The organism is Enterobacter sp. KB-280D8 (assembly GCF_041399405.1).
Taxonomy (GTDB): Bacteria; Pseudomonadota; Gammaproteobacteria; order Enterobacterales; family Enterobacteriaceae; genus Enterobacter; species Enterobacter cloacae_N.
On the sequence record NZ_JBGKEC010000004.1, the window covers coordinates 223,045 to 248,178 of the forward strand.

At 54.3% G+C, this 25,134-nt stretch carries 28 protein-coding genes and 3 tRNA genes; 16 read left to right on the forward strand and 15 right to left on the reverse strand.

Going from position 1 to position 25,134, the window contains the following annotated elements; genetic code table 11:
• Positions 1-77: 77 nt before the first annotated feature.
• From deoB to deoC, 3 genes are all read right to left on the reverse strand, one after another.
• Positions 78-1,301 carry a phosphopentomutase gene (deoB, locus tag AB8818_RS13990; RefSeq protein ID WP_127729560.1) on the reverse strand — a complete coding sequence of 408 codons (1,224 nt, stop codon included), beginning with the start codon at positions 1,299-1,301 and terminating at the stop codon, positions 78-80.
• Between the two features lie 53 nt (positions 1,302-1,354).
• Positions 1,355-2,677 (reverse strand): thymidine phosphorylase, encoded by a 1,323-nt coding sequence (gene deoA / locus AB8818_RS13995; protein WP_116342627.1) that lies wholly within the window; start codon positions 2,675-2,677, stop codon positions 1,355-1,357.
• Positions 2,678-2,786: 109 nt separating this feature from the next.
• Positions 2,787-3,566 carry a deoxyribose-phosphate aldolase gene (gene deoC, locus AB8818_RS14000; protein ID WP_032644972.1) on the reverse strand — a complete coding sequence of 260 codons (780 nt, stop codon included), beginning with the start codon at positions 3,564-3,566 and terminating at the stop codon, positions 2,787-2,789.
• Between the two features lie 262 nt (positions 3,567-3,828).
• On the opposite strand from deoC, the gene AB8818_RS14005 reads away from it, so the two are divergent.
• Both AB8818_RS14005 and AB8818_RS14010 read left to right on the forward strand, forming a co-directional pair.
• Positions 3,829-5,376: a YjjI family glycine radical enzyme gene (locus AB8818_RS14005; RefSeq protein ID WP_192981933.1), complete on the forward strand. Its 1,548-nt coding sequence runs from the start codon at positions 3,829-3,831 to the stop codon at positions 5,374-5,376.
• Positions 5,351-6,211: a YjjW family glycine radical enzyme activase gene (locus AB8818_RS14010; protein ID WP_192981931.1), complete on the forward strand. Its 861-nt coding sequence runs from the start codon at positions 5,351-5,353 to the stop codon at positions 6,209-6,211. Before AB8818_RS14005 ends, AB8818_RS14010 begins: the two co-directional genes overlap by 26 nt.
• Here the strand turns inward: AB8818_RS14010 and AB8818_RS14015 are convergent.
• The 8 genes from AB8818_RS14015 to AB8818_RS14050 all read right to left on the reverse strand — a co-directional run bounded on the left by AB8818_RS14015 (position 6,206) and on the right by AB8818_RS14050 (position 12,568).
• Complete coding sequence (locus tag AB8818_RS14015) at positions 6,206-6,988, reverse strand: TatD family hydrolase (RefSeq protein ID WP_116342387.1); 783 nt, start codon at positions 6,986-6,988, stop codon at positions 6,206-6,208. The genes AB8818_RS14010 and AB8818_RS14015 overlap by 6 nt on opposite strands.
• Positions 6,985-8,037, reverse strand: a complete 1,053-nt coding sequence (locus AB8818_RS14020) for a patatin family protein (RefSeq protein ID WP_116342385.1) — start codon at positions 8,035-8,037, stop codon at positions 6,985-6,987. The genes AB8818_RS14015 and AB8818_RS14020 overlap by 4 nt, the downstream gene beginning before the upstream one ends.
• Before the next feature lie 120 nt (positions 8,038-8,157).
• Positions 8,158-8,319 (reverse strand): DUF1328 domain-containing protein, encoded by a 162-nt coding sequence (locus AB8818_RS14025; RefSeq protein WP_003856556.1) that lies wholly within the window; start codon positions 8,317-8,319, stop codon positions 8,158-8,160.
• Between the two features lie 127 nt (positions 8,320-8,446).
• Positions 8,447-9,064 (reverse strand): molecular chaperone OsmY, encoded by a 618-nt coding sequence (osmY, locus tag AB8818_RS14030; protein ID WP_192981929.1) that lies wholly within the window; start codon positions 9,062-9,064, stop codon positions 8,447-8,449.
• Positions 9,065-9,364: 300 nt separating this feature from the next.
• Positions 9,365-10,954: a peptide chain release factor 3 gene (gene prfC / locus AB8818_RS14035; protein WP_028015433.1), complete on the reverse strand. Its 1,590-nt coding sequence runs from the start codon at positions 10,952-10,954 to the stop codon at positions 9,365-9,367.
• A 91-nt stretch (positions 10,955-11,045) separates the two neighbouring features.
• Positions 11,046-11,723: a pyrimidine 5'-nucleotidase gene (yjjG, locus tag AB8818_RS14040; protein ID WP_116342383.1), complete on the reverse strand. Its 678-nt coding sequence runs from the start codon at positions 11,721-11,723 to the stop codon at positions 11,046-11,048.
• Between the two features lie 19 nt (positions 11,724-11,742).
• The gene (gene rimI / locus AB8818_RS14045) at positions 11,743-12,186 is read right to left on the reverse strand and encodes a ribosomal protein S18-alanine N-acetyltransferase (protein WP_116342381.1); all 444 of its coding nucleotides are present in this window, start codon (positions 12,184-12,186) and stop codon (positions 11,743-11,745) included.
• The gene (locus tag AB8818_RS14050; protein ID WP_116342379.1) at positions 12,155-12,568 is read right to left on the reverse strand and encodes a DNA polymerase III subunit psi; all 414 of its coding nucleotides are present in this window, start codon (positions 12,566-12,568) and stop codon (positions 12,155-12,157) included. Before AB8818_RS14050 ends, rimI begins: the two co-directional genes overlap by 32 nt.
• Before the next feature lie 102 nt (positions 12,569-12,670).
• On the opposite strand from AB8818_RS14050, the gene rsmC reads away from it, so the two are divergent.
• The 4 genes from rsmC (at position 12,671) to AB8818_RS14070 (ending at position 14,194) form a co-directional block, all read left to right on the forward strand.
• Positions 12,671-13,699 (forward strand): 16S rRNA (guanine(1207)-N(2))-methyltransferase RsmC, encoded by a 1,029-nt coding sequence (rsmC, locus tag AB8818_RS14055; protein ID WP_047363626.1) that lies wholly within the window; start codon positions 12,671-12,673, stop codon positions 13,697-13,699.
• Positions 13,700-13,873: 174 nt separating this feature from the next.
• Positions 13,874-13,960 (forward strand) — tRNA-Leu (locus tag AB8818_RS14060).
• A gap of 28 nt (positions 13,961-13,988) precedes the next feature.
• Positions 13,989-14,075: transfer RNA gene (locus AB8818_RS14065), tRNA-Leu, on the forward strand.
• 33 nt (positions 14,076-14,108) lie between these two features.
• A tRNA-Leu gene (locus AB8818_RS14070) sits at positions 14,109-14,194 on the forward strand.
• A gap of 41 nt (positions 14,195-14,235) precedes the next feature.
• Here AB8818_RS14070 and AB8818_RS14075 read toward each other — a convergent pair.
• Positions 14,236-14,466 carry a DUF1435 domain-containing protein gene (locus AB8818_RS14075; RefSeq protein WP_116342625.1) on the reverse strand — a complete coding sequence of 77 codons (231 nt, stop codon included), beginning with the start codon at positions 14,464-14,466 and terminating at the stop codon, positions 14,236-14,238.
• Positions 14,467-14,720: 254 nt separating this feature from the next.
• Here AB8818_RS14075 and AB8818_RS14080 point away from each other — a divergent pair, with 254 nt between their 5' ends.
• Both AB8818_RS14080 and fhuF read left to right on the forward strand, forming a co-directional pair.
• Complete coding sequence (locus AB8818_RS14080) at positions 14,721-15,785, forward strand: GGDEF domain-containing protein (protein WP_061099315.1); 1,065 nt, start codon at positions 14,721-14,723, stop codon at positions 15,783-15,785.
• Between the two features lie 94 nt (positions 15,786-15,879).
• A complete protein-coding gene (gene fhuF, locus AB8818_RS14085) occupies positions 15,880-16,668 on the forward strand; it encodes a siderophore-iron reductase FhuF (RefSeq protein ID WP_192981927.1) in 789 nt (262 codons plus the stop codon).
• A gap of 92 nt (positions 16,669-16,760) precedes the next feature.
• Here fhuF and AB8818_RS14090 read toward each other — a convergent pair whose 3' ends face one another.
• Positions 16,761-18,107 (reverse strand): PTS sugar transporter subunit IIC, encoded by a 1,347-nt coding sequence (locus AB8818_RS14090; protein ID WP_116342375.1) that lies wholly within the window; start codon positions 18,105-18,107, stop codon positions 16,761-16,763.
• A gap of 328 nt (positions 18,108-18,435) precedes the next feature.
• Between AB8818_RS14090 and AB8818_RS14095 the strand changes: the two genes are divergently transcribed.
• Positions 18,436-18,894: a YbaK/EbsC family protein gene (locus tag AB8818_RS14095; RefSeq protein ID WP_023331967.1), complete on the forward strand. Its 459-nt coding sequence runs from the start codon at positions 18,436-18,438 to the stop codon at positions 18,892-18,894.
• A 38-nt stretch (positions 18,895-18,932) separates the two neighbouring features.
• Here AB8818_RS14095 and bglJ read toward each other — a convergent pair whose 3' ends face one another.
• The gene (gene bglJ, locus AB8818_RS14100) at positions 18,933-19,568 is read right to left on the reverse strand and encodes a DNA-binding transcriptional activator BglJ (RefSeq protein WP_116342372.1); all 636 of its coding nucleotides are present in this window, start codon (positions 19,566-19,568) and stop codon (positions 18,933-18,935) included.
• Positions 19,565-20,302 carry a LuxR C-terminal-related transcriptional regulator gene (locus tag AB8818_RS14105; RefSeq protein ID WP_192981924.1) on the reverse strand — a complete coding sequence of 246 codons (738 nt, stop codon included), beginning with the start codon at positions 20,300-20,302 and terminating at the stop codon, positions 19,565-19,567. The genes bglJ and AB8818_RS14105 overlap by 4 nt, the downstream gene beginning before the upstream one ends.
• A gap of 411 nt (positions 20,303-20,713) precedes the next feature.
• On the opposite strand from AB8818_RS14105, the gene AB8818_RS14110 reads away from it, so the two are divergent.
• The 7 genes from AB8818_RS14110 to dnaC all read left to right on the forward strand — a co-directional run bounded on the left by AB8818_RS14110 (position 20,714) and on the right by dnaC (position 25,085).
• On the forward strand, positions 20,714-21,490 hold the full coding sequence (locus AB8818_RS14110; protein WP_116342367.1) for a threonine/serine exporter ThrE family protein: 777 nt from the start codon (positions 20,714-20,716) through the stop codon (positions 21,488-21,490).
• Entirely contained in the window at positions 21,481-21,954 is a 474-nt protein-coding gene (locus AB8818_RS14115) for a threonine/serine exporter (protein ID WP_024908279.1), read from the forward strand. The genes AB8818_RS14110 and AB8818_RS14115 overlap by 10 nt, the downstream gene beginning before the upstream one ends.
• 67 nt (positions 21,955-22,021) lie before the next feature.
• Entirely contained in the window at positions 22,022-22,663 is a 642-nt protein-coding gene (locus AB8818_RS14120; RefSeq protein ID WP_163331033.1) for a TetR family transcriptional regulator, read from the forward strand.
• Between the two features lie 41 nt (positions 22,664-22,704).
• On the forward strand, positions 22,705-23,157 hold the full coding sequence (locus tag AB8818_RS14125) for a MarR family winged helix-turn-helix transcriptional regulator (RefSeq protein ID WP_028015419.1): 453 nt from the start codon (positions 22,705-22,707) through the stop codon (positions 23,155-23,157).
• Positions 23,158-23,241: 84 nt separating this feature from the next.
• Entirely contained in the window at positions 23,242-23,670 is a 429-nt protein-coding gene (locus tag AB8818_RS14130) for an organic hydroperoxide resistance protein (protein ID WP_023310299.1), read from the forward strand.
• Positions 23,671-23,805: 135 nt separating this feature from the next.
• On the forward strand, positions 23,806-24,351 hold the full coding sequence (dnaT, locus tag AB8818_RS14135) for a primosomal protein DnaT (protein WP_163331032.1): 546 nt from the start codon (positions 23,806-23,808) through the stop codon (positions 24,349-24,351).
• Complete coding sequence (dnaC, locus tag AB8818_RS14140; RefSeq protein ID WP_045327555.1) at positions 24,348-25,085, forward strand: DNA replication protein DnaC; 738 nt, start codon at positions 24,348-24,350, stop codon at positions 25,083-25,085. The genes dnaT and dnaC overlap by 4 nt, the downstream gene beginning before the upstream one ends.
• Positions 25,086-25,134: the final 49 nt, after the last annotated feature.

Here is a 25,134-nt window from a genome sequence, read left to right on the forward strand (position 1 = left end):
GGTGAGGGCATCAGGCCGCACCCGTATTTCTCGTGGGAGAGGGTTGGGATGAGGGCATCAGGCCGCACCCAATCCGTTTAGAACATGGCTTTGCCATATTCCATGTCAGACGTGCCAAAATATTTCGCAATGGTCTGGCCGATGTCCGCGAAGGTTTCACGGTGACCGAGCGAGCCCGGCTTCACTTTCGGGCCATACACCAGCACCGGGATGTGCTCACGGGTATGGTCGGTACCGGTCCAGGTTGGGTCACAGCCGTGGTCCGCTGTCAGGATCAGAATGTCATCTTCACCCACCAGCTCCATCAGCTCAGGCAGACGGCGGTCAAACAGTTCAAGGCCAGCAGCATAACCCGCAACGTCGCGACGGTGGCCCCAGGAGGAGTCGAAGTCCACGAAGTTGGTAAAGACAATGGTTTTGTCGCCCGCTTCTTTCATCTCTTTGATGGTGGCATCGAACAGCGCATCGAGACCGGTCGCTTTGACCTTTTTGGTGATGCCGCAGTTGGCGTAGATATCCGCGATTTTACCCACGGAAACCACGTGGCCGTCTTTCTCTTCAACCAGCTTCTGCAGCACGGTTGGCGCTGGTGGCTCAACGGCCAGGTCATGACGGTTACCGGTACGCTGGAAGTTACCCGCTTTGTCGCCGATAAACGGACGCGCGATCACGCGGCCAATGTTGTACCCGCCTTCGGTCAGCTCTTCACGGGCGATTTCGCACAGCTCGTAGAGTTTATCCAGGCCATAGGTCTCTTCGTGGCAGGCAATCTGGAACACGGAGTCAGCAGAAGTGTAGAAAATCGGCTTGCCGGTTTTCATGTGCTCTTCGCCGAGCTGGTCCAGAATCACGGTACCGGAAGAGTGGCAGTTACCGAGGTAGCCCGGCAGGTTGGCACGCTTGACCAGCTTATCGAGCAGCTCCTGCGGGAAGCTGTTCTCGTGATCGGAGAAATAGCCCCAGTCGAACAGCACCGGCACACCGGCGATTTCCCAGTGACCGGACGGGGTGTCTTTACCGGAAGAGAGCTCGTGCGCCCAGGCGTAGGCGCCCACCACTTCCGCGTTGCCGTCCATACCGGCTGCGATTTTACCGGTAGAACCTTCATGCGCTTTCACCAGACCGAGGCGGGTCAGGTTTGGCAGAGTCAGAGGGCCTTTACGACCGTTGTCCGCTTCGCCTTTGGCACAGGCTTCCGCGATGTGACCCATGGTATCGGAACCCACGTCACCAAAACGTTCTGCATCTTCGGTTGCGCCGATGCCGAATGAGTCCAGCACCATAATAAATGCACGTTTCATAATTGTTCTCCGTACTTAGTGCTTCATAAAAATGCGATCAGATCAGTATACCGCTATTCGGTGATACGGCGATAGACCGTTGGGGTGTTTTCCGGCGCTTTATCATCAAGCGTAATGGCGGCTTTCACCGCTTTCGCCGCGTCCTGCCAGCTGGCTTCATCTTTGGCGTGGATCACCGCCAGCGGACGTTGGCCGTCAACGCTGTCGCCCAGACGGGCCATGTCGGTAAAGCCGACGCTGTAATCAATGGTGTCGGATGCCTGACGACGACCGCCGCCCATAGACACGACAGCCATGCCGAGCGCGCGGGTGTCCATGGCAGAGACAAAGCCTTCGCTATCCGCATAGACGGCTTTGCTGAGCATCGCTGTCGGCAGGTACTTCGCGTAATTTTCGACGAAATCGGTCGGGCCTTTTTGCGCCGCCACCATGCGGCCAAAGATCTCCGCCGCTTTGCCGTTGTCCAGCACCGCCTGCAGCTTCGCGCGGGCCTCCGCATCGTCTTTAGCAAGCTTGCCGGAGATGAGCATCTCCACGCACAGCGCCATAGTGACGTCGAACAGACGCGGGTTACGGTATTCGCCGGTGAGAAATTGCACGGCTTCGCGGACTTCAACCGCGTTACCGGCGCTGGAAGCCAGCACCTGGTTCATGTCGGTCAGCAGCGCGGTGGTGCGCACGCCCGCGCCGTTAGAGACGCCAACAATCGCTTCGGCCAGCGCCTCAGAGAGTTCATAGGTCGGCATAAAGGCGCCGCTGCCCACCTTCACGTCCATCACCAGCGCGTCCAGCCCTTCAGCCAGTTTCTTCGCCAGGATAGAGGCGGTGATCAGCGGGATGGAGTCAACGGTCGCGGTGATATCGCGGGTTGCATAGAAACGTTTGTCTGCCGGAGCAAGAGAGCTGGTCTGGCCGATAATCGCCACACCAACGTCTTTAATAATGTCGCGGAAGCGGTTGTCGTCCGGGAAGATATCGAAGCCCGGAATGGCTTCCAGTTTGTCGAGCGTACCGCCGGTGTGGCCCAGGCCGCGCCCGGAGATCATCGGAATGTAACCGCCGCAGGCTGCCACCATGGGGCCGAGCATCAGAGACGTCACGTCGCCCACGCCGCCGGTGGAGTGTTTGTCCACAATCGGGCCGTTAAGGTTAAGGCTTTTCCAGTCCAGAACGGTTCCTGAATCTCGCATCGCCATGGTCAGCGACACGCGCTCGGGCATCGACATATCGTGGAAGAAAATGGTCATCGCCAGAGCCGCAATCTGCCCTTCTGAGACGGTGTTATCACGAATGCCGTTGATAAAGAAGCGGATCTCTTCGTCGCTTAATGCCTGACCATCACGTTTTTTACGAATAATTTCTTGTGCGAGAAACACGGTAACCTCCATGCGGAATCGGGGGAGTTGTGGCGGGTGGCGCTACGCTTACCCGCCCTACGATCCTGTTGGCCGGATAAGCGAAGCGTCATCCGGCATTGTCTGGCAATCAGTAGCTGCTTGCGCTCTTACCGTCGCCGTGACCCAGCGCCTTCAGCAGGCTTGCCAGCAGGCTGGACGCACCGAAGCGGTAGTGGCGGGAGTCCGCCCACTCTGCGCCGAACAGCTCGTCGGCAATTGCCAGGAACTGCTGCGCGTCTTCCGCGGTACGCACGCCGCCCGCAGGCTTGAAGCCAACGGTTTTGGACACGCCCATATCGCGGATAACTTCCATCATGATGCGCGCGCTTTCCGGGGTCGCATTCACCGGTACTTTACCGGTAGAGGTTTTAATGAAATCCGCACCGGCTTTGATGGAGATTTCAGACGCTTTACGAATCAGCGCCTCTTCTTTCAGCTCGCCGGTTTCGATGATCACTTTGAGCAGCACGTTTGCCGCCGCACACGCGTCTTTACAGGCTTTCACCAGGTCAAAACCGACCTGCTCGTTGCCAGCGATCAGCGCGCGGTAAGGGAACACCACGTCAACTTCGTCTGCGCCGTAGGCAATCGCCGCACGGGTTTCCGCCAGCGCGATCTCGATATCGTCGTTGCCGTGCGGGAAGTTAGTCACGGTTGCAATGCGCACGTCCGGAGTGCCCTGCTCTTTCAGCGTTTTGCGGGCAATCGGGATAAAGCGCGGGTAGATGCAGACAGCGGCGGTGTTGCCCACTGGCGTTTTCGCCTGATGGCACAGGGCGATGACTTTTTCATTGGTGTCGTCATCGTTCAGGGTGGTCAGGTCCATCAGTTTCAACGCGCGCAGGCTGCTTGCAGTTAAATCGGTCATAACATTCTCCAACGGCAGTGCCGTATAAATTTTACCTTGCGGGTCTGTGAGTATTCTAACATTCACCCGCATCCACACTTCGACATTCATCACAGTTAATGAAAACTGCGTACAAATTTGCATTACTGTAATGAGATCTTCTTCAAACTTTAGCGCGTAAATTGCCGACTAAAGCAGCGATACCCCCTGTCGGATCAAAAGCCCCGACAGGCTGGCTTCCTACAATTCGCTCATCATCCGCAGAACACTCAAGGAAGCGAATATGCCCCACTCCAGCCCCGACGCCCTGCAACAACGTTGCCAGCACATTGTGACAAGCCCGGTGTTAACCCCGGAACAAAAACGTCATTTTCTGGCGCTGGAAGCGGAAAACAACCTGCCGTATCCGACACTTCCTGAGGCCGCGCGAGCCGCGCTGGACGAAGGGTTTATCTGCGACATGTTCGAAGGCCACGCGCCTTACAAACCCCGTTACGTTCTGCCGGATTACGCAAAATTTCTGGCTAACGGTTCAGAATGGCTGGAGCTGGAAGGGGCGAAAGATCTCGACGACGCCCTCTCGCTGTTAACCATCCTCTACCACCATGTTCCGTCCGTCACATCGATGCCGGTCTATCTCGGTCAGCTTGATGCGATATTAACTCCGTATGTTAGAATTCTAACACAAGAAGAGATCGATAGCCGAGTAAAACGTTTCTGGCGCTATCTCGACCGTACGCTGCCGGATGCGTTTATGCACGCAAACATCGGGCCTGCCGACAGCCCCATCACCCGTGCCATTCTGCGTGCCGACGCAGAGCTGAAGCAGGTCGCGCCGAACCTGACCTTTATCTACGATCCCGATATCACCCCGGACGACTTGCTACTTGAGGTGGCAAAAAACATATGTGAATGCAGCAAACCGCATATTTCCAATGGCCCAATGAATGATAAAATTTTCACAAAAGGCCGTTACGGCGTGGTGAGTTGTTACAACTCCCTGCCGCTGGCAGGCGGTGGCAGCACCCTGGTGCGCCTTAACCTCAAAGCCATGGCTGAACGCAGCACATCCATTGAAGACTTCTTCACCCGCACGCTCCCGCACTACTGCCAGCAGCAAATTGCCATCATCGATGCACGCTGCGATTTCCTGTACGGGCAGTCTGGCTTCTTTGAGAATAGCTTCCTGGTAAAAGAGGGGCTGATTGATGCCGATCGGTTTGTGCCAATGTTTGGCATGTACGGCCTGGCGGAAGCGGTAAACGCGCTCTGTGAGAAAGCAGGAATAGCGGGACGCTACGGAAAAGACGAACAGGCCAACGCGCTGGGCTATCGCATCAGCGAACAGCTTGCGGCGTTCGTCGAAAACACTCCGGTGAAGCACGGCTGGAAGCAGCGCGCGATGCTGCACGCCCAGTCAGGCATCAGCTCCGATTCGGGCACCACGCCGGGGGCGCGTCTGCCGTACGGTGACGAACCGGATCCCATCAGCCACCTGCTGGCTGTTGCGCCGCACCATAAACACTATCACTCCGGGATTAGCGATATTTTAACGCTGGATGAGACGGTAAAACGCAATCCTCAGGCGGTGGTTCAGCTTTGCCTGGGTGCGTTCAGGGCCGGTATGCGTGAGTTCACCGCGAATGTCGCCGGTAACGATCTGGTCCGCGTAACCGGGTATATGGTGCGCTTGTCGGATCTGGAAAAGTACCGCGAAGCCGGATCGCGCACCAATACCACCTGGCTGGGTGAAGAAGCCGCACGCAATACCCGAATTCTGGAACGTCAGCCGCGCGTGATAAGCCATGAACAGCAGATGCGCTTTAGTTAGTCAGGTCATTCCCTTCTCCTGCGTAGACGGGCCGGGCAGCCGCCTGGCGCTGTTCCTGCAGGGCTGCAACCTGCGCTGCAAAACCTGCCACAACCCGTGGACCATCGGGCGCTGCAACGACTGCGGGGACTGCGTGCCCCACTGCCCGCATGACGCGCTGACCATTCAGGCAGGACGCGTCTGGTGGCAGGAGAGTCACTGCCAGCAGTGCGACACCTGCCTGCGCCTGTGCCAGCAGCAGGCCACGCCTATGGCGCACCGCTTCAGTGTGGACGAGATCCTCACCCAGGTCCGCAAATCCGCACCGTTTATCGAAGGGATCACCGTGAGCGGCGGTGAAGCCACAACGCAATTGCCCTTTTTGATCGCCCTGTTCAACACGATCAAAGCCGATCCCGCCCTGCGTCACCTCACCTGTCTGGTAGACAGCAACGGTCTGTTAAGCGAAACCGGCTGGCAAAAGCTGCTGCCGGTACTGGATGGCGCGATGCTGGATCTGAAGGCGTGGGGGAACGAGCATCACCGCTTCCTGACCGGGCGCGAAAACCCGCAGATTAAACAGAGCATCCGCTGGCTGGCAGATCGTCACCGTTTGACGGAACTCCGCTTGCTGGTTATTCCGGAGCAGTGTGATTACCTGGAACATCTCAAGCCGCTAACGACCTTTATCCACGGGCTTGGGAATGTGCCGGTGCGCATCAACGCTTTTCATGCGCATGGGGTTTACGGCGAGGCAGCGTCATGGCGCAGCGCCACGCCGGAGGACGTTGAACCGCTGGCCCAGGCGCTGGAAAAAAAGAAAATAACGGTGATTCGTCCGGCGCTTTATCTATAGCGTGATGCCAAAAACCGAACGGGTATTTTCCAGCAGCGCGCCAGCAATCTCATCTTCAGGTTCCTGACGCAATTCGCACAGCACGTCAAAAACGCGCGCCGCCTGTTCCGGGCGATTCGGCTGCCCCTGAAAACCATTCAGCGGCATATCCGGCGCGTCAGTTTCCAGCAGAAGCGCCGACAGCGGCAGCTGAGCCATCACATCGCGGGTTTTACTGGCACGCGGATAGGTAATGGTGCCACCGACGCCGATTTTATACCCCAGCTCAATAAAACGCTGCGCCTGCTGCAGGCTGCCGGAAAAACCGTGTACAACGCCTCTTCGCGGCAGATCGATACGCTTCAGGTGCATTGCGAGCTTATCGTGCGTGCGTCTTGAGTGGAGGATCACCGGCAGATCGTGACGCTTTGCCAGCCTGAGCTGCGCGTCGAGGATCGTCTGCTGGCGCTCAAACTGCGGATCCTCGCGATAGAGATCGAGACCGATCTCGCCGATGGCGACAAGTTTCTCTCCTGCACTTTGCAGCACCTGATCCAGCTCTTCAAGATGCTCATCACGATGGCGCTCAATGACAATCGGATGCAGGCCGAGCGCGGCATAAAGCGCGGGGTATCGCGTGGAAAGATCCAGCACGCGGGAAAAATAGGCCGCTTCTACTGACGGCACAATGATCGCCTGAACGCCTGCCTCGGCAGCTTTCGCAATGCTTTGCGCTTCATCCCCCGCAAACGGCGGGAAATCAAAGTGGCAGTGGGTATCAACAAAGAGGTGCGTCACGCCAGATCCTCGTTATCCAGTAAAGCGTCATTCGCCTGCGGGATATCCACCAGCGGCATCGTCAGGGCATCATTGGCGACAACCGCAGGCGGCATAATAATCCGTTTATGCCGATGAAGCGGCGGCTGCTCTGCCAGCATTTTCCCCACCGTCGCCAGGAAGTAACGCCCGCACAGCCGCCCCGTTTTGTAATCCATGCGCAGCGCAGGGACGCGGCTGCCCAGCGCCATGCTCAGCAGCGGCTTCGGCGGATAGATTTCAAAAATTCGCAGCTTACCCGGCGGTTTTTCAATAAAGCGCTGCATCGCGCCGTAGGTGGTTTCATGCTGCTTTGCGATGTTCACCAGCGGCTGCAGGCTGCTGTCGCCCAGCCAGCGCTCCATCCGTTTAAACCACTGGGGTGTGTAATACATTTGCGACGGCACGGTACGGATCACCACGATGGTTTTCGCCCCGCGCCGGGCGGCTTCCTGCACCGGCACCGCATCGCTGATGCCGCCGTCGAGATAGCTGATGCCGTCCAGCAGAGCTCCGGTACGATAAAAACCGGGAATAGCGCTGGAGGCGCGGATGATGTCCAGCCAGTTATCCTTCTGCGGTGAGAAATAGCCCGGCGAGTAGTCATCCCCCCGGCTGGCGCACATCCAGAACGCTTTGCCGCTATCAAACAGACGGGCGGCGGTATCCATGGCCAGCGGCATCTGGCTGGAGGTCGACTCCAGAAGCCAGTCGAGATCGATCAGGTTGCCGCCGCGCACGAAGCGCACCGGGTTAAAAAATTCTTTCGCCGTGGTGTAGCGCATGATTACTTTTCGCGCGTAGCCGGGCTGGTTACAGACATAGGCAGAGAGATTCTGCGCCCCGGCGGACGTACCGAAGTAGAGGTCAAACGGGTTGAACTGCGCGCGCATAAATTCATCCAGCACGCCGGCGGTGAAAATGCCGCGCTGTCCTCCCCCCTCACAAACCAGTGCGAGTTGACCCGCGCGAAACGGTTTTAACGTCAGCGGCGCAATATTGCCGAGCGTAACGGGAATTCGTTGCCCCACCTCTGCTTTCCTGTTTTGATTATTTTATCACTCCACAGTAACGCACCCGACCTGTAACGCAAATAAGAAAAAGCCAGTCGCAGGGACTGGCTTTATTTTGTTGAAGAAATATTGCGTTTGCTATGGACGTCGACGCCCCGTAAACAGGCTGACCAGGAACAGAATAATACCGACGACGAAGACAATTTTAGCTGCCCATGCCGCTGTACCTGCCAGACCACCAAAGCCCAATGCGGCGGCAATTAACGCGATAACCAGAAATATAATGCCCCAACGAAACATAAGCTTCTCCTTTACCATAGTTAATGTCGGCCGCTAAACGTGAGCGCTCAGGTCACTCACCGGCGTTTTTCCAGAGTCGTTCTTATTTCGCCCGCAGGATTTAGCCCGGCGGGCGAATGGTCCAGAATTACTTCGTTTTCAGATCGTTTTTAACGCTTTTCACACCATCAATGGCTTTCGCAATTGACTCGGCACGTTCACTTTGCGCCTGGGAATCAACCGTACCGGAAAGCTGAACCACACCATCTGTGGTTTCTACTTTCACCTTACGAGACGGCACGATGTCATCTGCTAAAAGTTTAGCTTTGATTTCGCTGGTGGTTGCCGCATCCCCGGCATAACCTTTCACCGACGCGTTTTTACCGTCGCGAACGTGCAGTTTATCGCTCACGGAGGCCACACCTTCGACACCCTTAGCGACTTTCACCGCCTCTTCTGCCTGCGCCTGGCTTTCCACGAAGCCACTCAGGGTGACCACTTTCTTGTCGGTCTTAACGGAAATATCGGTGCTCTTGATGGCTTCATCATCCACCAGCGCGGCTTTCACTTTTGCTGTGATAGAGCTGTCGTCCATGAAATTACCGACTTTATTCATAGAGCTATCGATTTTTTGCCCCGCAGTATCGGCCGTGGACTGTGCTTTATCCATGGTGCTGCTTTCCGCCAGGGCGGAACCGCTAACCAGAACGCTACCCAGTGTTACAGCCAGCAGAGTTTTAGAAATCTTCAGTCTTGTCATATTCATCGATTTATTCCTGTGTTTTACCCGCTATTCGGGCTACATACTTCCTTAGTAGTTTTATATATTGCGAATAAACACACGGGTGAAATGGAGAACCAATCGACATGCATTGAACAGTTAATTCATCCACACCCGGTGCTAAACACTGAGTTAAATATAGATCACTCTCACAATGCCGCTTTCAGAATTGAGTAAAAAACGCGCGAATAGCGTGAATTAGCGGTGAATTAAGAACATTCCGCAAGGGATTAATAAGACTGGAATAAAAGAAGAGCACGGCGATTGCCGTGCTCTGAGAAGGGATTAGTGTTCGCGCGTTTTGCGGAACTGTACGTCAGGATAACGTTCCTGCGTCAGGTTCAGGTTGACCATCGTTGGCGCGATATAGGTCAGGTTGTCGCCGCCATCCAGCGCCAGCTGAATTTCGTTCTTACGCTTAAATTCTTCGAATTTCTTCACGTCTGAACACTCAACCCAGCGCGCGGTCGCCACGTTGACCGATTCGTAAATCGCTTCCACGTTGTACTCGCTCTTCAGACGCGCAACCACCACGTCGAACTGCAGCACACCCACCGCGCCGACAATCAGATCGTTGTTGGCGATTGGACGGAACACCTGCACGGCGCCCTCTTCGGAGAGCTGAACCAGGCCTTTCAGCAGCTGCTTCTGCTTCAGCGGATCGCGCAGGCGAATACGACGGAACAGCTCTGGTGCGAAGTTCGGAATCCCGGTGAACTTCATCATTTCGCCCTGGGTGAAGGTATCGCCAATCTGGATCGTACCGTGGTTGTGCAGACCGATGATGTCGCCCGGATACGCTTCCTCAACGTGCGAGCGGTCACCCGCCATAAAGGTCAGCGCGTCGGAGATCACCACATCTTTGCCAATACGCACCTGGCGCAGCTTCATGCCCTTCTCATACTTACCGGACACCACGCGCATAAAGGCCACGCGGTCGCGGTGTTTCGGGTCCATGTTGGCCTGAATTTTGAAGACGAAACCGGTGAATTTCTCTTCTTTCGCTTCCACTTCGCGAGTGTCGGTTTTACGCGGCATTGGCTGCGGAGCCCACTCCACCAGACCGTCCAGCATGTGGTCTACTCCAAAGTTACCCAGTGCGGTACCGAAGAAGACCGGGGTAATTTCACCGCTCAGGAACAGCTCTTTGTCGAACTCGTGAGACGCACCCTTCACCAGCTCCAGCTCGTCACGCAACTGCGCGGCCAGCTCTTCGCCAACCGCGGCATCCAGATCCGGGTTGTCCAGACCCTTCACAATGCGCACTTCCTGAATGGTGTGGCCTTTACCGGTCTGGTACAGATAAGTTTCGTCTTTATAGAGGTGGTAAACGCCTTTGAACAGCTTACCGCAGCCAATTGGCCAGGTAATTGGCGCACAGGCGATCTTCAGCTCGTTTTCCACTTCATCCATCAGCTCCATCGGGTCACGGATGTCACGGTCGAGTTTGTTCATAAAGGTGAGGATCGGCGTATCGCGCAGGCGGGTAACTTCCATCAGCTTGCGGGTACGATCTTCTACACCCTTCGCGGCGTCGATCACCATCAGACAGCAGTCCACCGCCGTCAGGGTACGGTAGGTATCTTCGGAGAAGTCTTCGTGGCCCGGGGTGTCCAGCAGGTTTACCAGGCAGTCGTGATACGGGAACTGCATCACGGAGGTGGTAATCGAAATACCACGCTGCTTTTCCATCTCCATCCAGTCAGATTTTGCATGCTGGCTGGAGCCACGGCCTTTAACGGTACCCGCAGTCTGGATCGCCTGTCCGAACAGCAACACCTTTTCGGTGATGGTCGTTTTACCGGCATCCGGGTGCGAGATAATGGCAAAAGTACGGCGCTTGGCCACCTCTTGCAGATAAGGAGACAACGTCATAATTAAATCTTCTTTTATAAGCGCGGCAGCACGCCACGCATCATGGAATACAGAATTGCGGCTATTTTACCCATCAACGGGGGGCAGGCAATCATTGTTTACACAGGAGTTGCTCCAGTTCGGTCAATGACGTCACGGTCCAGGTTGGCTCGATGCCTTCAGGCTTCACGCGGCCATGCGCATTTAGCCAGACGGTCGACAAACCTGACTTCATACCGCCAAGAATATCAGACTCTGCGGTATCCCCCACCATCAGCACGCGATCGCGGTCGGGATTACCGGCCTGCGCCAGCGCATAATCGAAAATCCGCGGATCCGGTTTCGGCACCCCCACCTCTTCGGAGATCACCAGCGCGTCAAAATGATCGCGCAGGCCGGTGCGCTCCAGACGGATTTGCTGCAGCGCGGTGAAGCCGTTAGTGATGATTCCCAGTTTCACTTTGCCTTTCAACGCATTCAACAGAGAAACCGCGCCCGGCAGTGGCGCGCAAATATCCGCCATCGCATTGAGAAAAGCATCATTCAGCGAGCCCGGACTCACATTTAAGCGCTCCGCCCAGACGTCAAAACGCTGATGCTGAAGCTGTAACGCAGTGATGGCACCATTCTGGTAATCCACCCACAGCGGCTTGTTCACCGCCTGATAGTCCTGAAAATCTTCAGCGGTGAAGGTCACGCTATAGTCGAGAAACATCCGCTGTAGGCCGCCAAACGAGTCAAACGTAAACAGCGTTTCGTCGGCATCAAAGAAAATCCAGTCCCATTTCATCGTTACAACCTTATCTTCGTTATCCAATCGGCAGAGCCATTATGATGGCGTCTTCACGTCCCTCTGCGGTGGGGTAGTAGTTACGGCGGACTGTCGCCTCGTTAAAGCCTAAGCTTTCATAGAGCGCGATGGCGGCGACATTCGATGCGCGCACCTCCAGCCACAGGGTGAAAACGTCACGGGTTTCGAGCTCACGAATGAGATGCTCAAGCAGTTCTCTTCCCAGCCCACGGCGCTGAAACGCCGGGTCGACGGCGATGTTAAACAGCGTCGCTTCGTCAAGAACGACCTGCGTGATGGCAAACGCGGCCATGGTGCCGTCAACGTCCAGACGGTAGTTCAGATAGCGCTCGCCCTGATTGCTGGCAAACGTTTTCTCGCTCCACGGAAAGGTGTGGGCGCGTGTTTCAATCGCGAACGCTGCGGTCAGGTCAGGCGTCGTGAGGGAAGAAATCGTGTTCATATTCGCAGATTTGTTGCCATAGCGCGCTGCGCGCCTTTGGATTGGCTTTCAGCTCGTCCAGCACTGGCGAGCTGATTTTGCTCCCCTGAAGAGAGATGTCGCTAGTCTCTCCGATGCGCCAGCTGTTACAGCGGCTATCAGGAGGAAGCATGGCAACCCGTTCAGGCGTCAGCTGTAAGACCTGGTCGGGCGTCAGCTTCAGGCTGCGAAGGACATCACCGATCAGGGGTTCATTCAGGGCAGGCAGTTCTTCCGCTACCATCACCAGCCGAACGTGCGCAGGGATGGAGATGGCGATTTCGCCCTGCAACGCCGTCGGGCGACGCAAGGCCCACTGGGTAATGCCCAGCTGCTGCAACTGCCAGTCTCGTCGGGATGTCATAGGGATAACTCCTGTCTCTCAGGCGCGCAAATATAGCAAATGTGTCGAAAGTGCGCCATCTACCTACTATAATCCCCGCCTGAGTTTATTGAGGAACAATTCATGTCTGCATTTACCCCGGCAAGTGAAGTCTTGCTGCGTCACAGTGATGATTTCGAAGAAAGCCGTATTCTGTTTGCCGGAGATATGCAGGATGACCTGCCCGCGCGTTTCGACTGTGCTGAAAGCCGTGCCCACACCCAATACTACCACCACTGGCAGGTGTTGAGCCGCCAGATGGGCGAGCGCGCACGCTTCAGCCTGGTGGCGGAGCAGAGCGATATTGCCGACTGCGATACGCTGATCTACTACTGGCCGAAGAACAAGCCGGAAGCCCAGTTCCAGCTGATGAACCTGCTCTCCCTGCTGCCGGTTGGCTGTGATATTTTCGTGGTCGGTGAAAACCGCAGCGGCGTCCGTAGCGCCGAGCAGATGCTGGAAGCCTACGCGCCGCTGACCAAAGTCGACAGCGCGCGTCGCTGCGGTCTGTATCATGGCCGTCTGGAAAAGCAGACAACGTTCGATGCCAACACCTTCTGGGACGAATACCAGCTTGACGGCCTGACCATCAAAACCCTGCCGGGCGTCTTCAGCCGTGACGCGCTGGATACGGGCAGCAAGCTGCTGCTCTCCACCCTGACACCGCACACCAAAGGCAAAGTGCTGGACGTGGGCTGCGGCGCGGGCGTGCTTTCAACGGTGCTTGCCAGCCATTCACCAAAAGTGCGTTTAACCCTGTGTGACGTAAGCGCCCCGGCGGTTGAAGCCAGCCGCGCAACGCTTGCCGCAAACGGCATTGAAGGCGACGTGATTGCCAGCAACGTCTTCTCTGACGTGACCGGCCGCTTTGACATGATTATCTCTAACCCGCCGTTCCACGACGGCATGGAGACCAGCCTCGAAGCTGCGCAAACGCTGATCCGTGGCGCGACTCGCCACCTCAACAGCGGCGGCGAGTTGCGCATCGTGGCGAACGCCTTCCTGGCGTACCCGAAAGTGCTGGACGAAACCTTCGGCTTCCACGAAGTGATCGCCCAGACTGGCCGCTTTAAGGTCTACCGCACCGTGATGACGCGTCAGGCAAAGAAATAATTTGCCATACAATGCAGGCCGGATAAGCGCCAGCGCCATCCGGCAAGCAGGTGTATCAATTCCGTCCATTTTTGCAGCAATCAATAAAAGGCGCGCAATTTTCAGTTGACGTAAAGCTGAAAACATCTAGAATGCGCCTCCGTGGTTACGATACTTTTACAGTATCGATGGTATGCGAAGGTGGCGGAATTGGTAGACGCGCTAGCTTCAGGTGTTAGTGTCCTTACGGATGTGGGGGTTCGAGTCCCCCCCCTCGCACCATAAATCACGTTGATATTGCTCGCACTGGGCGAAGGTGGCGGAATTGGTAGACGCGCTAGCTTCAGGTGTTAGTGTCCTTACGGATGTGGGGGTTCGAGTCCCCCCCCTCGCACCAACGAGGCGATATCAAAAAAAGTAAGATGACTGTGCGAAGGTGGCGGAATTGGTAGACGCGCTAGCTTCAGGTGTTAGTGTCCTTAGGATGTGGGGGTTCGAGTCCCCCCCCTCGCACCAATTATCTTACATCCCTTCTGTAACTCCTCTTGTTTTCCCTGTTATTTCAAACTCATCAGTATTACCAGAATTCCACTGATCAATGCGACACACGATGGCAGTAAAACAAAGTGACGAAGTTGCTTATGCCATATCATGCCTGACGTAACCAGCAATCCTGACACAATGATGGCCTTCCAGATATTGATGGAGAGATCGGCAAACATCAACACGCCAAGGATTACGCCCGGCAACAATACTCCCCATGCACTTCCCAGCGCCCTGTTCAACATACATCGCCCTTTCATAACGATAATGATAAACAATATCATATGATAAAAATTATCATTTGTCGCGCAGTGAAGCAAAAAAGATCGGCCTTTACCCTTATGTAGAATGACAGAAATTTCCTAAGGTGATAAATTGCTCACCTGTTAACTACACATAAAGTTTTTCTTATAATTACGCTTTGAGTTTTTTGCATATTTTAGTGCGAAACCACACCTACTTATCTGTTTTAATTAAATTTTAATAAAAACGCACGACTATGACATCACAATCCTGGCGGTCTTTGGTTCAAAGAAAATATCAATTATCGTTACGTTTATTTTTATTTCTGAACGCAACTTCAGCCGTGTTCTCGGTAACAAACCCGCTCTATTCTGTACGCGTGTTTTCTGCCCCTCTGATTGCAATTTTCGCGATCAGTACTGGCCTGTTCGTCTGGCACTGGAAAAAGCGCGCGCGGAAGATAAATATTCCTGCCGTTTCAGCAATCTTTGGTATTTTGTGGGCCTGGCAAATTGATTCGAAATTTTCGCTAATTACCCATGACCAGGCTATGTATTTGATAATAGCCTTACTCACGGTGCTTTTTATCGGAACGCTGGCCTTCGCCAGTAATATCAAAGCATTTACGCTGCACTCGCTCCCCGCCTTTATTGTCTGCCTGTGGTTAAGCGACCAAGATATATGGCTAAGAATGTCCTATTCTTTCGCACTTCCTGTGGTGGCTATTGCTATTCATAACATTTTGCAAAGGCGCAACGATCGCTTCGCCCAGGAGCTGCTCTCTCGCCTGCTGGAAGAACGGGAAACGCTGACCGATCTCAGCATGATGGATCCTCTAACCGGGCTCTATAATCGTCGCGGCCTGCAGAGCCGTCTGGAGAACCTGCCAGCGGTAGAAAACGGCGAACACTTTGTCCTTCTGATGGATATCGACCACTTCAAAGCCTATAACGACCATTATGGCCATATGATGGGCGACCAGGCACTGAAACGCGTCTCTGCGGCCATCCGTGATGCCGTCCGTTCACGCGATATTGTGGCGCGTTTCGGTGGGGAAGAGTTCATGGTGCTGCTGACGAATATTTCCCTTGAACACGCCCGCCATACGGCAGAGCGGATCCGTCAGAAAGTCTATGATTTGAAAATCCCTCATCTTTTCAACGAAAGTGTCGCCACCAACGTCACCATCAGCATCGGTATTGCCATTTTCGAAAATGAAGACGTTGAAGGCGCGCTGGAGAGAGCAGACAGAGCGCTCTATGAAGCAAAGCATTTAGGTCGCAATAACATTCTGCTAAGTGAAGAGCTACAAACCGCTTAAGCGCGTAAGCGGTTAATCAGGACAAAAGTCTTGCCATTGGTATGAGCAATAGTTAGGATTGGCAATCATTATCATTTAGATTCCTATCTCAACTATGGCTACGCAAACCGCACACATCGTTGAACCACTCCTCTGGCGAGCGCCGCTCACCAGCCGGGATGCGTCGCTTGCGGATGCCATACGGGATAAGATTGCACAGACGCGCGCCCACCTTCTGGACTTTATCAGGCTTGATGAAGCGCCCCCGCATCACGCCATGACGCTCGCTCAGTGGCAGCAACCCTCTACGCTGCAGTCGCTACTTGCAACCTATTCCGACCATATCTATCGCAATCAGCCGACCCTAACGCGGGAAAATAAACCGCTGCTTTCCCTGTGGGCACAATGGTATATCGGGCTGATGGTTCCCCCGCTCATGCTGGCGGTGTTAACCCAAAAGAGCATGCTGGCGCTCTCCCCGGATCATTTTCACGTCGAGTTCCACGAAACTGGCCGAGCAGCCTGTTTCTGGATTGACCTGCACGAAGATCGCGGCGCAGAGCAGTTCTCTGCTCAGGAACGTCTGGAACAGCTTGTCATCCAGGCCCTGATCCCAGTGGTGGAGGCACTTGAAGCAACGGGCGAGATCAACGGGAAGCTTATCTGGAGTAATACCGGATATTTAATCCATTGGTATTTAACGGAAATGAAACCGCTGATCGGCGATGAGAAAGTGGAGGCCCTGCGTCAGTCCTGCTTCTTTGCAAAACAACTTTCCGATGGCCGCGATAACCCATTATTCCGTACCGTTGTGCTCCGTGACGGGCTTCTGGTGCGTCGTACCTGCTGCCAGCGCTATCGCCTGCCGGACGTCAAGCAGTGCGGGGATTGCACGCTGAAATAATCGGGTGCGGCCTGATGCCCTCACCCTCTCCCACGGGGCTGAGGGAACAAACACTAAAAACGGCAACCTGAAAGTTGCCGTTTTGCTTTTACCTAGGCCACCTGCTGGTTGTCCTCTTCCGCATTACGCTGCGCTTCTTCCGCTTCCTGCTCCAGCAGCTGTTTCTCGTACACTTTAAAGAACGGGAAGTAGATGATTGCCGATACGCAGGCCAGAACGACCACCAGAATAGCGGCACGGAAATCCCAGCCCAGCGCCCATGCTGCGCCTATCGGCGCCGGTGCCGTCCAGGGTACTACGGAAATAACACGGCCAATCAGATCAAACGTCATCGCCGCCCAGGCCAGCACGGCGTTAACCATCGGGGCCAGCAGGAACGGAATAAAGAACACCGGGTTCATCACGATCGGCGTACCGAAGATAACTGGTTCGTTGATGTTAAAGAAGCTGGGCACCACGCTCAATCGGCCGATAGAGCGTAAATGCGCTGAGCGACTGCGCAGATAGCAAATCACCAGCCCCATCGTCGCACCCGACCCCCCAATCACGATAAAGAACGTCCAGAAGGCTTCCATAAAAATATGTGGCAGGGGATGACCGGCGGCCAGAGCGGTCTGGTTAGCCCCGAGGTTAGTCAGCCAGAACATCTGTAGCATCCCGGAGACGATGGCCGCCCCGTGGATCCCGGCGAACCACAGCAGATGCCCAATCAACACCGCCAGCAGGATTGCGGGCAGTGAGTCCGCCGCGGAAACCAGGGGCTTGAAGATGGACATAATTGCCTGCGGAATCAGCATGTCAAACTGAGACTGAATCAACAGGCTTAGCGGATAAAGCGTTAACACCACCACCAGCACCGGGATCAGCAGGTCAAAGGAGTTTTTGATCATCGGCGGCACCTGGTCTGGCAGGCGAATACCGATGTTATGCGCTTTCAGGAAACGCATCATCTCAACGCAGTAAATCGCCACCAGAATGGCGGTAAAAATACCCGTTCCACCCAGGCTGTCAACGGGAAGCGTGCCTTTAGTTTTAGGGGCTGCAACCAGCAGAAACGCCATCAGAGACAGCATGGCGCACATGAACGGATCCAGCTGGTGCGTTTTGACATAATGTTTGCCAAGGTTATAGGCGATGGCCGCGCAGATATAAATGGACATAATGCCCATCGTCATATCAAACGGCGTCAGGATCTGGCCTTCAAACTGCTTTGCCATATCCAGCCAGGCGCGCGCAAAACCCCAGGTGGTATCAGGCGAAAACGGTGGGTAAGCAAACACTAATAAAAATGAACCTACAATCATGAACGGCATCGCGGAGATAAACCCATCACGGATAGCCATGACATGACGCTGGGACGAGATACGCCCGGCAATCGGGCTCACGTAATTTTCAACGAAACGGAATATCAGATTAAACGCAGCATGGTTGGCAGACATGGTTGATCTCCTGTCAGACGTTTATTACGGGCGCACTCGCGCCGCACGTTGTTCCATAAATCAGCTTCACAACCTTGCTGGCTTGCGTACCAGCGGTACTGCTCAGACGAAATGGTTTCATAATTGGCTCTTATTATTGGATACAGGGGACGTTACATACTCAGTATTAATCTACGCATCACGCTCTGCAACCGGTTACTGTAACCGGTTTCTGTGATTGTGAAGAGGATCCAGAAATCAGCCATCCTGGATATTTGTTACTTAAGAGATATTTACAGAGCATAAATTCTTATGACAGATTACGCAGGATATTTGTCAGGAGGAAACAATGAGTTTGCAGTCCGTACAGCAGTTTTTTGCCGACAACGCGCCGGAGATAGAGGTAATAGAACTTAGCCAGAGTACGGCTACCGTTGCGCTGGCTGCTGCCGCCCACCGTGTAGAGCCGGGACAAATTGCCAAAACCTTATCGTTGAAGGTTAAAAATGAGGTGATTCTGGTCGTGGCGAAGGGTGATGCGCGTCTGGATAACAAAAAACTGAAAGACACGTTTGGCGCGAAAGCACGCATGCTCAGCAGCGATGAAGTGGTTACCGTTACTGGTCATCCCGTTGGTGGCGTCTGCCCGTTCGGGCTGGAAAACCCGCTCGCGGTTTACTGCGATATCTCGTTAAAACAATACGCTGAAGTGCTCCCTGCCGCTGGCGCAATTCATAGTGCCGTGCGTATTTCTCCAGACAGAATGGCAGAGCTGACATCCGCAAAGTGGGTTGATGTGTGCATCTGAATGATGCGCCAGAGCGTATCTGGCGCGCAAAAGGCAGGTTACAAAAATGTCGGTTTGCTTAGCCCCGCAGTTCGCGGTTCTCTAACCGGGAGATGGGTAAGAATATCCGCTGCGTCAAGCAACCCTACGTCAGAGTTCACCCCCAGCTTCACCATCGCATTAAACTTATGCGCGCGAATAGTCTTGATATTGCGCTCAAGCTGCGCCGCGATTTCGGGGATGGAATACCCGCATGACATATAACGCAAAATCGCTCTTTCCGTTGGGCTTAACATCCGGTTCTGACTGCAGTACCAGTGGTTAAGCATATTGTCATTAATGCGCAGCGTTTCGCTCAACAACACCATGAATTCCTTCATCAGGTGTTCGAGGGTCACCGATTTACTGACCACACCGTGCAGACGTGAAGGCGAAAGATGGCTAATCAACCGCGCTTCCATCTCATCCGAGACCAGGATAATGCGTTGGATATGGCTATGCGTAAACGCAAGATCCCGCAGATGCGCAAGGCAGTTACGGCGCTCTTCTCGCGCATCGGAAAGCGAATAGATCAGCGAGAAAAAATTCACGTGATGCAGTGCTTTCTTAAAGCCATCAAAATCATTAAACAGGTGCAGTTGATATTGGCTGAGTTCAGACTGCGTAAAAAGATGCTGCAGCCCGACCGCACTCATCGCGCAATTTTCGATGATGGCGATATGTCTTGTTGAATCGGTTTTTTCCATTCCTCGAACTCTCCATAGGCTGACATTAAACTCAGCTCTCTCATTCCCTGTGTACTGTTGATCCAGGCGTACATGTCGGCATTACTCCGCAATGAGAGCCTTCGCATCGCACTGTTTTTCTGCGCACTGATCGTTTTATTGCTCTTTTTAAGCAATGTAGCGATTTGGTTAATCCCCCACCCTTTGCCTAACAGGCGAAGCACCTTACGTTCAGAGTGCGTGAGCGCAATAAAGTGTTCGTCATTATCCTCACTTTCCTGAGGTTCTGGGGTTAATAACGTCTGGCTTATCCGCTCCGCGCGTTCACTCCCTGCCCGGATAGCGTTAACAACACCTTCAATAGGTTCCATATCAGAAAGCAGCGTGCTTTCCGGCCGCATAAGCAACTCAACGGCAATAGGGTAAAACGGCCGGGAGACCAAAAAGATCCAGTGGATTTCCCGGTACTGGTTCAGTAAGCGGTAATACTCTTCGAGCGTACCCCGTGGGTTCCTGTATTCGCCTGAAACATCGGCGATAATCACGTCTGCGCGGCGCAACTGAAGCAGGGTTAACTCCTGTAGTGAGCGGCAGTAGGTCAATTCAAAATCGGGGAAATGACGCGCCATTACGTCCCCTAGCCCATTCTGCATTACGGGTATTCGGCTAATGACAACGCCATGCTTACCAGGCAGTGACAACATAGACCCTCCGTGTCCATTTTTCATTTGATGAGTAACCTTAAACGCATCAATGTATAAGTATTTTCGTCCCTGAGTGTAAAACGGATTAATACAAGCAGAAGATGAGATATGTTCTTGGTTTAAGAAACGCCTAAAACAGCGCTAATATCTCACAAAGCGCAAATAAATTTAATTACGTAGTCATTAAAATAACGACAATATAAAATTAGAATAACTAAATACAAATATCTTATATTTCCAAAATAATAATTCACCGCATTGATAAATTAATACAAAAAACCTTTCGTGGCGGGAGTCGCAACTGTTTGCATAAACCTTGATCTGATCCACAGCAAAGGTCACCGCACTTTGTGCTAAAAGTAGGCATTATGGGCCAATCGGCAACTATCCACTTTCTCTTCGGGACACGACATGCAGGCAGATCGGTCAACGCAGCGTGCTATCACGCGGCTCTGTATTCAGTGCGGTCTTTTTCTGCTCCAGCACGGCGCGGAAAGCGCGCTGGTCGAAGAGCTTTCAACCCGGCTGGGACTGGCGCTGGGAATGGACAGCGTTGAAAGCGCTATCTCATCCAACGCCATTGTGCTGACCACCATTAAAGACGGGCAGTGTCTGACGTCCACCCGTAAAAACCACGACCGCGGCATTAATATGCACGTTGTAACTGAGGTCCAGCACATCGTCATCCTGGCTGAGCATAAGCTTCTCGATCTCAAGGAGATTGAAAAACGGTTTAACCAAATCAAGCCATTACGTTATCCACGCTGGCTGGTCGTGCTCATGGTAGGGCTGTCGTGCGCCTGTTTTTGCAAGCTCAATAAAGGCGGCTGGGACGGCGCGATCGTCACCTTTTTCGCCAGCAGCATCGCCATGTACGTGCGCCAGATGCTGACGCACCGGCAGCTGCACCCACAAATTAATTTCTGCATCACCGCGTTTGTTGCCACCACGGTGTCTGGCCTGCTGCTGCGCCTGCCGCAGTTTGCCGCTACCCCAACGATTGCGATGGCCGCCAGCGTGCTTCTGCTGGTGCCGGGCTTCCCGCTGATTAACGCCGTCGCCGACATGTTTAAAGGGCACATCAATACCGGCCTGGCACGCTGGGCCATCGCCAGCCTGCTGACGCTGGCGACCTGCATCGGCGTGGTGATGGCGATGACGTTGTGGGGGCTACGCGGATGGGCGTGATAGATTTTCTGCTGGCGCTGGCACAGGACATGCTCCTGGCCGCCATTCCTGCCGTCGGCTTTGCGATGGTATTTAACGTTCCGCAACGCGCGCTGCCGTGGTGTGCCCTGCTGGGCGCAATCGGTCATGGCTCACGAATGGTGATGATGACGGCGGGCTTTAACATCGAATGGTCGACGTTTATCGCCTCTATGCTGGTCGGCAGCATCGGTATTCAGTGGTCGCGCTGGTATCTGGCGCATCCGAAAGTGTTCACCGTCGCCGCCGTTATTCCGATGTTCCCCGGCATATCTGCCTATACGGCGATGATTTCCGCGGTGAAAATCAGCCATTTTGGCTACACCGAGCCGCAGATGATTCTTCTCCTGAGCAACTTTCTTAAGGCGTCCTCCATCGTCGGCGCGCTCTCTATCGGGCTGTCGATACCCGGGCTATGGCTCTACCGCAAGCGCCCGCGCGTTTGATATTTGTGTTATTTCGCTGCCGTGGAGATAATCTTTCTGGTCCGTTTGGTAAAAATAAGGAAAGGATGTGGCTAACCCTGGCAGCGAACACCCCGAGCACAGTGAAGAATCGAGCCTGAAAGAGAAAATTTTTCAGAGCGCTATCGCGCTGTTTGCCGAATTTGGACTGAACGGTGCCCGCATGGAGCAGATCGCCGAGAAAGCGGGTACCACCAAACGCATGGTGGTTTACCATTTTAAAAACAAAGAAAATCTCTACCTGCTTGTCCTGGAATACGTTTACACCCAAATTCGCGCCAGTGAAAAAGCGCTCAGCCTGGCGGATATGCCCCCTGTCGAAGCGCTGGTCCACCTGGTTGAAGCCACTTTTGACTATCACGCCGACCACTCGGATTACATCCGCATAATCTGCATGGAAAACATGCAGCGCGGCCGCTTTATGCAGCAGTCAAACTATCTTCGCCAGGTCAACCGCAGCGCGCTCGACCTGCTGGAAGGCATCCTGCGCCGGGGCAAAGAAAAGCTCCTATTCAGCCAGACGGTTGACGCCCGCGATCTTCACCGTCTGATCAGCAGCTTCAGCTTTCACTACGTTGCCAACAGCTACACCTTCACCCTGCTGTTTGAAGAGGGTGCAGACGAACAGGCCCAGCGCCAGCACTACCGTAAAATGGCTGTTCAGGTGGCGCTGCGTTATACCTGCCCATAATATTGCTTGCAATTAAATCGCACACAATCTATATTCATTTCATGAACGCAAAAACGAACGACACGACCGCTGCACTCCTGCTGGATAACCAGCTCTGTTTTGCCCTCTATTCGGCAAATCTGGCGCTTAATAAGCTGTACCGGCAACTGCTGGCACCGCTGAACCTGACTTACCCGCAATATCTGGTGATGCTGGTGCTGTGGGAGCAGGATGACGTGACGGTGTCGGACATCGGTGAACGGTTGTTCCTTGACTCCGCAACGTTGACGCCGCTCCTGAAGCGTCTGGAAAGCGCAGGGCTCATCAACCGCCACCGCTCTCGTAAAGATGAACGTCAGGTCGCCGTCACGCTGACTGAAGCCGGACGTGAACTTCAGCAGCAGGCATTGGGTATCCCACATGCGGTGGGATGCGCCGCACAGTGTGATACCGACACCATGCTGGCGCTCAAGCAACAGCTGGAACTTTTGCGACAACAGATTCAACGCGCGTGAGGCTATACTTTACGCGTCTTAGTTTACCCATATATATCGCACGCTATTAAATAGCACATACAAAAGTAAGATGAGGAACCTGCCATGTCTTTAGAAAAAGTTGTTTATACCGCCAAAGCAAAAGCAACCGGGGGCCGTGACGGCCGCGCGACCTCTTCCGATGGCGTACTGGATGTCAAACTGGGCGTACCAAAAGAGATGGGCGGCATGGGGGGAGAAGTCACGAACCCTGAGCAGCTGTTTGCCGCGGGTTACTCTGCCTGCTTCCTGGGCGCGATGAAGTTTGTGGCGGCTCGCGACAAATTTACCCTGCCAAAAGATGCGTTTATTGAAGGCGAAGTGGGTATCGGCCCGCTGCCAACCGGTTTTGGTATCGAAGCAAAACTGAATATCCACGTAGAAGGTATGGATCCTGCTGAAGCTAAAAAACTGGTCGATGCGGCGCACATTGTTTGCCCTTACTCTAACGCGACCCGCGGCAATATTGACGTCACGCTGAATATCATCGCGTAATCGGTTCTGTTCCCTCTCCCGCCGGGAGAGGGCCAGGATGAGGGCACCAGCCTGCACTTCCCCCTCCTTTCCTTCCCCCTCTCTGTGCTACCATAAGCCCATATCACGCCCGTAGTAATCAGTTGAGTAAGCGTTATGTCCTCCAGAATTCTGACCACCAGCATTGCTGGCATTGATGCCTTTATGCGCGACCCACGCGGTGTGTTGACCCACGCCGAAGGCGGCACGGTTGCGGTTTTTGCCGACAACGCGCCGGCGTTTTACGCAATCACGCCGGAACGTCTGGCACAGCTTCTGGAGATCGAGGCGCAATTGTCACGCCCGGAGAGCGACGTCACGCTGGATAACCAGTTCTTTGATGAACCGGTTAATGCCCCACTGGCTGTTCCTATGGGTAAATTTGCCCTGTACGCGGGCTGGCAGCCTGACGCGGATTTTCAGCGGCAGGCTGCACTGTGGGGCATTGCGTTAACCCAACCCGCCACCGCGGAAGAGCTCGCCGCGTTTACCGCCTGGTGGCAGGCGGAAGGCAAAGTGTTCACCCACATCCAGTGGCAGCAAAAGCTCGCGCGTCATCTTCAAATAACCCGCGCCAGCAACAATGACCGGCCAAAGCGCGATATCAACGCGTTTTCAGAACCGGATAAACAGATCCCAAGCGGATTCCGAGGTGCGAAATGAAGAACGTCGGCGACCTGATGAAACGTCTGCAAAAAATGATGCCTGCCAACGTGAAGCCCGCTTTCACCACGGGTGAAGAGCTGCTGGCGTGGCAAAAGGAACAAGGTGAAATTCGTGCCGCCGCGCTCGCCCGCGAAAACCGGGCGATGAAAATGCAGCGCACCTTTAACCGCTCCGGTATTCGTCCCCTGCATCAGAACTGCTCGTTTGATAACTATAAAATTGAGACCACCGGGCAGATGAACGCGCTTGCCGCCGCACGTCAGTACGTGGATGAATTCGACGGCAATATCGCGAGCTTCATTTTTAGCGGCAAGCCCGGGACCGGAAAAAACCACCTCGCAGCCGCCATCTGCAACGAGCTGCTTCTGCGCGGTAAATCGGTCCTCATCATCACCGTGGCCGATATCATGTCCGCCATGAAAGACACCTTCAGCAACCGTGAAACCAGCGAAGAACAGCTGCTTAACGATCTAAGCAATGTGGATCTCCTGGTCATCGACGAGATAGGCGTTCAGACGGAATCCCGTTATGAAAAGGTCATCATTAACCAGATTGTCGATCGCCGCTCCTCCTCCAAACGCCCCACCGGTATGCTGACGAACCACAACATTGACGAGATGACCCGTTTACTGGGTGAACGCGTCATGGACCGCATGAAGCTGGGCAACAGTTTGTATGTCATCTTCGACTGGGACAGTTACCGCAGCCGCGTCACCGGCAAAGAGTATTAAGACAGTTCCAGGAATCACCAGCAGGGCGCAGGTATATACTGGAACCCCT

What these genes read in the sequence shown, in the direction of transcription:
- bglJ (WP_116342372.1), bottom strand. Translation starts at nt 19,568, where the DNA reads ATGAGTGCGGTCGGGCTGCAGCATCTTTTTACGCAGTCTGAACTCAGC.
- AB8818_RS14105 (WP_192981924.1), bottom strand. Translation starts at nt 20,302, where the DNA reads ATGTTGTCACTGCCTGGTAAGCATGGCGTTGTCATTAGCCGAATACCC.
- AB8818_RS14010 (WP_192981931.1), top strand. Translation starts at nt 5,351, where the DNA reads ATGAACAGCAGATGCGCTTTAGTTAGTCAGGTCATTCCCTTCTCCTGC.
- AB8818_RS14090 (WP_116342375.1), bottom strand. Translation starts at nt 18,107, where the DNA reads ATGTCTGCCAACCATGCTGCGTTTAATCTGATATTCCGTTTCGTTGAA.
- AB8818_RS14005 (WP_192981933.1), top strand. Translation starts at nt 3,829, where the DNA reads ATGCCCCACTCCAGCCCCGACGCCCTGCAACAACGTTGCCAGCACATT.
- osmY (WP_192981929.1), bottom strand. Translation starts at nt 9,064, where the DNA reads ATGAATATGACAAGACTGAAGATTTCTAAAACTCTGCTGGCTGTAACA.
- AB8818_RS14075 (WP_116342625.1), bottom strand. Translation starts at nt 14,466, where the DNA reads ATGTTGAACAGGGCGCTGGGAAGTGCATGGGGAGTATTGTTGCCGGGC.
- AB8818_RS14050 (WP_116342379.1), bottom strand. Translation starts at nt 12,568, where the DNA reads ATGACATCCCGACGAGACTGGCAGTTGCAGCAGCTGGGCATTACCCAG.
- AB8818_RS14025 (WP_003856556.1), bottom strand. Translation starts at nt 8,319, where the DNA reads ATGTTTCGTTGGGGCATTATATTTCTGGTTATCGCGTTAATTGCCGCC.
- rimI (WP_116342381.1), bottom strand. Translation starts at nt 12,186, where the DNA reads ATGAACACGATTTCTTCCCTCACGACGCCTGACCTGACCGCAGCGTTC.
- deoB (WP_127729560.1), bottom strand. Translation starts at nt 1,301, where the DNA reads ATGAAACGTGCATTTATTATGGTGCTGGACTCATTCGGCATCGGCGCA.
- dnaT (WP_163331032.1), top strand. Translation starts at nt 23,806, where the DNA reads ATGTCCTCCAGAATTCTGACCACCAGCATTGCTGGCATTGATGCCTTT.
- AB8818_RS14115 (WP_024908279.1), top strand. Translation starts at nt 21,481, where the DNA reads ATGGGCGTGATAGATTTTCTGCTGGCGCTGGCACAGGACATGCTCCTG.
- AB8818_RS14110 (WP_116342367.1), top strand. Translation starts at nt 20,714, where the DNA reads ATGCAGGCAGATCGGTCAACGCAGCGTGCTATCACGCGGCTCTGTATT.
- yjjG (WP_116342383.1), bottom strand. Translation starts at nt 11,723, where the DNA reads ATGAAATGGGACTGGATTTTCTTTGATGCCGACGAAACGCTGTTTACG.
- AB8818_RS14080 (WP_061099315.1), top strand. Translation starts at nt 14,721, where the DNA reads ATGACATCACAATCCTGGCGGTCTTTGGTTCAAAGAAAATATCAATTA.
- AB8818_RS14130 (WP_023310299.1), top strand. Translation starts at nt 23,242, where the DNA reads ATGTCTTTAGAAAAAGTTGTTTATACCGCCAAAGCAAAAGCAACCGGG.
- deoC (WP_032644972.1), bottom strand. Translation starts at nt 3,566, where the DNA reads ATGACCGATTTAACTGCAAGCAGCCTGCGCGCGTTGAAACTGATGGAC.
- fhuF (WP_192981927.1), top strand. Translation starts at nt 15,880, where the DNA reads ATGGCTACGCAAACCGCACACATCGTTGAACCACTCCTCTGGCGAGCG.
- rsmC (WP_047363626.1), top strand. Translation starts at nt 12,671, where the DNA reads ATGTCTGCATTTACCCCGGCAAGTGAAGTCTTGCTGCGTCACAGTGAT.
- AB8818_RS14125 (WP_028015419.1), top strand. Translation starts at nt 22,705, where the DNA reads ATGAACGCAAAAACGAACGACACGACCGCTGCACTCCTGCTGGATAAC.
- AB8818_RS14095 (WP_023331967.1), top strand. Translation starts at nt 18,436, where the DNA reads ATGAGTTTGCAGTCCGTACAGCAGTTTTTTGCCGACAACGCGCCGGAG.
- prfC (WP_028015433.1), bottom strand. Translation starts at nt 10,954, where the DNA reads ATGACGTTGTCTCCTTATCTGCAAGAGGTGGCCAAGCGCCGTACTTTT.
- dnaC (WP_045327555.1), top strand. Translation starts at nt 24,348, where the DNA reads ATGAAGAACGTCGGCGACCTGATGAAACGTCTGCAAAAAATGATGCCT.